The organism is Rodentibacter trehalosifermentans, assembly GCF_002000545.1.
Taxonomy (GTDB): domain Bacteria; phylum Pseudomonadota; class Gammaproteobacteria; order Enterobacterales; family Pasteurellaceae; genus Rodentibacter; species Rodentibacter trehalosifermentans.
This window is the reverse complement of record NZ_MLHL01000017.1, coordinates 1-4,919: the sequence shown is the minus strand read 5'-3', so window position 1 is coordinate 4,919 and position 4,919 is coordinate 1. Positions and strand designations below refer to the sequence as shown.

6 protein-coding genes are annotated in these 4,919 nt (G+C 40.2%); all 6 read right to left on the bottom strand.

The annotated features are described in order from the left end of the window. Nucleotides 1–6: 6 nt before the first annotated feature. Complete coding sequence (locus BKK52_RS04075) at nucleotides 7–234, bottom strand: hypothetical protein (RefSeq protein WP_077478005.1); 228 nt, start codon at nucleotides 232–234, stop codon at nucleotides 7–9. A gap of 87 nt (nucleotides 235–321) precedes the next feature. Continuing rightward, a complete protein-coding gene (locus tag BKK52_RS04070) occupies nucleotides 322–1,446 on the bottom strand; it encodes a major capsid family protein (RefSeq protein ID WP_077474740.1) in 1,125 nt (374 codons plus the stop codon). A gap of 14 nt (nucleotides 1,447–1,460) precedes the next feature. Beyond that, complete coding sequence (locus BKK52_RS04065; protein ID WP_077474741.1) at nucleotides 1,461–1,970, bottom strand: structural cement protein Gp24; 510 nt, start codon at nucleotides 1,968–1,970, stop codon at nucleotides 1,461–1,463. 11 nt (nucleotides 1,971–1,981) lie between these two features. Beyond that, nucleotides 1,982–3,217, bottom strand: a complete 1,236-nt coding sequence (locus BKK52_RS04060; protein ID WP_077478003.1) for a DUF2213 domain-containing protein — start codon at nucleotides 3,215–3,217, stop codon at nucleotides 1,982–1,984. 9 nt (nucleotides 3,218–3,226) lie between these two features. Continuing rightward, nucleotides 3,227–4,300, bottom strand: coding sequence for a hypothetical protein (locus tag BKK52_RS04055; protein WP_077474742.1), 1,074 nt, complete (start codon nucleotides 4,298–4,300; stop codon nucleotides 3,227–3,229). Then, nucleotides 4,284–4,919: phage head morphogenesis protein (locus tag BKK52_RS04050; RefSeq protein ID WP_143531383.1), on the bottom strand; the 636-nt coding region annotated here is incomplete at its 5' end. The genes BKK52_RS04055 and BKK52_RS04050, both read right to left, overlap by 17 nt.

Here is a 4,919-nt window from a genome sequence, read left to right as displayed (position 1 = left end):
TCTACGTCAGCCCCTTTCTTTATGCAGCCTGAAAATTGGGTTCTGCTCTAATAAGGCTAGCTGCTCTTTTGTGACTTCGGTTGATACACCTAACGGTGTAAATAAGCGATCGTTCATCACGCCTGCGCCACCTTTAATCAAAATCCCCTCTACCGGCACTTTAATATCTGCACCTGTTTCGGCATACACCATATAACGGTTATCACAGGTTAAAGTTGAAAATACATATGGCATTATTCGTTCTCCATTAATAAAAAATAGGAAATAAAAAACCGAACTGCCGGTTAAGCAGAACGGTTTATTTAGATCATGCGTATCTGATTAGATGCCTGTCGCACGATAGACCGCATAAGGGCGTTTACACATTACACCGGCTGTCGCATTAGTGTAATCTTCTACGATACCTTTTGCTTTTTGTTCAACGCCTAATGCGATGAATTTAGCCGGAACAACTTGAACCCAAGTGCGGCTATCATCAGTCGCACCATCGTCAACGGTTTCTGCATAGAGATAGAACACATTTGCGCCACCATTGGCTTTGTTTAGGTTAGGTGCGATTGCTACACGGCATTTAGGATAGGTTTTATTTAACCAATCACGAACGCTAATACCAAAATCAGACGTTACACTTAAAAAAGTGGAACAATCTGTCGGCAACGCTAAACAAGTTTGGGATTGTTCTGCATCCACCACACCTTGCGATTGTGTTTGTAATTGTGCGAATGCCTGACGAATATCTGCGGTGATTTCAAGAAATGTTTTCTTATTCCAAGTTGTTGCACCGGATTGACCTGTGGCCACTGTTGCATAAGCCGGCAATGCCGGATCATTCAAGAAACCATAAGTACGAACACCCGCATCGTTGTAACCTAAGAAACCAACGTTATTACGTTGAATTTCTAGGGCTAACTCTGCTGCAGTTCGTTTTTCTGCCGCACTGTCCAAACGCATTGCAGCTGCACGAGCCTCTTCTAAACGACCAACTTTAATTCCTTTTTCGAAACGTACAACAGTACGGCGTTCAAAACCGGCATTGTAGCTTGAGAATGGAACATTGGATGTATCACCATAAGGCACTGCGTCACCCATGGTTTCTAAAACACCTTGTACCACCTCTTCATCATGCCACTCGCCGATCGTTGCAATGCCGATTAATTCATCGATCTTGCGTGGTGCAAAAGCGGCACGAACAAATCCCGGTAACCACGCTTGTAAGAATTGAACCGGTGTTCCTGCGTTGGCAGTAAATACGCCACCGTTTACATCATCCATTGCGAATGCAGATGGTGCTTTACGCAAATATTCACCAGTAAAGCCAATACCTACTTTACGCAATGCTTGGAAATTACGAACATCTTTCTCATCCATTGCAATAATAGGTTTATTTTCTGAGATACGTTTCGCAACATCTCGACCGCTAATATAGCCATGTTGTTTTGATTTCATCTAATTACCCTTAATTAATTAGTTAAACGAATCACGGTTAAACCGCCTGTTGCGGTGACCGGATAACGATAAATAACAGCGTTAGGAACAAATGCCTTACCTGAAGCGGCTTGCGCAGTACCTGCTGCCACAGTAGATAATTCACCGGTTGTCGTGTCATAAACCACTAAATCACCGATGTTACATTGAGTTGTCACACGAACAACCACATCGCCCATTGTGACAAAGTCACCACGCTGCCCATCAGGAACGGCTAACGTTGGCTCTAATGTGCCTTTCTCATTACCGAATGAAACCGCTTCTTTCGGATTTGCCAAAATACCGGCGAATACAACTCCAGCTTTGATTTCACCGCCAACAGTTGCGATATTGGTTGTATTACTTTTTGTGAAGGCGTAACCATAACTGTTCTTTTTGCCTTCAGAATTAATTAAAAGATTTTCTGCTCGAGTTGGTGAATCTAGATGAATATCACCCGGAACACCGAAACCTTGTGCAGAACCTACTTCACGTTGAAATGTCATAATTTTTCACCTTATTGAGTTAATTGACCATCTAAGAAAGAGGAATCACTGCTATCAAACGCAGCAACTGTTTTTTGTTTGTTTACCGGTGTGCGGTTCGCCATATAGCCTTGAATCATTGCCATTTCTTGACCTTTAGGCGCTTTTAGACCTAATTTACTACAAGCATAAACAGCAACATCATCTTCATCCATCGCACTACAATCAAATGCACCGGTGAAGCCTGAAACACGTTTATAAAGCTTGTCACGGCTAGCAATTTTTGCCATTGCCATCTTAGTAATTTCCGCAGCGTCCATAGCTTGATTTTGCGCCTGCTCTTCTTCACCTTCACCTTCATCTTCGGTTTCAGAATCAGTTTCTTCTTCATCTGAAGATTCTACTTTTCCACTTTCTAATTGAGCCACACGTTTATCAAGGCGCTCAACGACAGCGATAAGTTTATCAATCGGTGATGGTTCACCTTCTTGCTGCTCCTCATCGTCATCTGTAGATTCCTCATCAGAAATAACGTCCTGATGTTCCTCTTCCTGTTCTTCGTCTTGACTAGCCTGTTTAATCTTGTCAAGTTCAGAAGTTAATGCTGCAACCTGCTCAGGCGTTAAATCACGAAGTTGCGCCAATAGTTCTTCAAAATTCATGTGTTGTTTCTCCATTAAAGAATCACAAGTAAAATTAAATTGTCCAAGGTTCGTATCATCGTGATCTAATACTCGAACATCACCACCCATTCGCCCGCTATCAACAAGCGCTAGATGATTCCCACGTAAGTCCCGCTGTATGTAGTCATATGGCTTACCATTCCATACACCGGGGCTATACTCATAACGGCAACGATAGCCAAGCGATAGCTCTTTCTTGCCGTTTTCTATTTTCCGTGCCAAAGATTCGGAAAATGCTTTAATATTTCCGTATAGCACGCCATCTTTAAAATACACTTCTTCACCGATCACGCCACTAACACCTTTTCGCTCTGCCGGTGTCATACCAAGAGTTTCACTCCCAAGCATTGTGTGATCGTCCACCCAAGGAACAAGTTTGAAACTATCAATAGCTTGTTCATTGCTTAGTTCTTCTGCCGGTCTATAAACGGCATAGAGTTTTTCCTTGTCGGCTGGTTGAGTACCATCAGGAAGACGAATGCTTGCCCCCCTATAAAAGAAAACCCCCTCTTTACTGAGGGGGTTATTTTTCACTTCAAACCAACCGTTTTTATCAAACTCACGTTTGTCTTGTGCCGTAGTCATTCAAATACCTTACATTTCTTTCTTGAATAAAGATTTCATACTTTCTTGCAACGCTTTTCTTGCTTCAATCTCCGCTTTTCTCTTTTCTTGTTTTGCTTTTACTTTTTCATTATTTTCCTGTTCCACTTGAGCGCTTGTTTTCCCCTCTAATTTAGCCTTAAGCTCAAAGAAAGCTTTTTTAAAAGCTGGTTTTTGGTCTTCAGGAATTGATTGATAATGTCCAACAGATAACGTTTTCTTTTTTTCATCCCAAATAATGCGGCCCTTCTCAACACCTTTAACAAAAAATCTATTAGGATATTTACGCCATTGTGTAATTTCCCCTGACTGAATAGCGTTACTTATTGCCGAAGGTAAACTCGTGGACTCAACACGTGAAATGAGCTCTTTCTCACGCTCAATAGCATGCTCCGTCCTTTCTATCTCAGCAGTCTGCCTGTTTAATGCATTAGCTTGACGATCCCATTTTTTGAATGTTGCAGCTCCATTACGTTTATCGTTAAGAGGTTGACCATTTGCTTGTTTAACTGAATCAAAATGATTTTTAAGCATTGAATCAAACTTCTCGTTTTTCTTAGCTAAAGATTCTGTCAATCTATCCAATCTTTTGCTTGTAATAGATTTAGGTGATTCAAGCTCAGCAATTCGCTTATCTATCAAAGATTTAATATCTTGATACTCTTTCTGCACACTTTCTTGGTTAAATGTATATTTAGGAGAATTAGAAATTTTATTTATTCTCTCAGATAAAGCTCGTAATTCATTTATTCCTTTACTGCTAATTGCATTTTCTGCATTTCTCCGAGCTGCTTTAATTTCTTTTTCAATATGTTTATTGGTTTCTAAAGAAGATTTATTCGGTGTTTTAGGACCTTTAAAATCCTTTCTTACCTCACTGATCTTAACTCCTTTAAATTTTCCACCCATACCGGCTACAATACGCCCCTCGTCATCAATTTTAACAGGAGAACCTTTTCCTTTCGCGCCATTTGGTTTTACCGTAATCCATCTGTCATCCATAGCAAAAACAGAGGACCATAGATTATCTATTCGTTTAATTTGCGATTTACTCAGTTTCATCATTTTTCTCATCTCCAAATTCAATAACTGGCTTCATAGAGCACCGACAATTAGGCAATTCGCCAGGCAATCCATAAATCCGTTCTCCATACATCACACCAATAAATGGCGGATCGTCAAATGAACAAACCTTACCATTCAGATGGACATGTAATTGCCTCGGCTCATTTCCACCACCGGAATGAATCCAGATAAATTTTTTTACACCCAATTCCTGTAATCGTTGAGCCTGAATTTTTCGATAAACTTTTCGAGCTTGATCAAGCGCAACCAACTCAGCTTTTCTCTCATTTCCTTGGTAATATTTTTCAAGGTGTTTTTTTAAGTCAGAAAAACCTTTACCGCTAGTAATTGAGTTAGTCACGGCAGTTTGTACACCTTGAAGATAATAGGTAGGGATCGTCTTGATTAAACCAACAGATTCAAGTATGGAAGCTTGCGTAATATCTTTAACTTTATCACTCATTAAATCCGTTTTAATAGCAAGATTATCCCCCATATCTTTAAGACTTAAATTGAGTGTTGAAGACGAATTTTTTAAAACCCGATCAACCATTCTCTCCGTAACTTTTTTCGCTAACAAAGAAAATATCGGGTTATATTTTTTTAGGGGCTGAAGTAG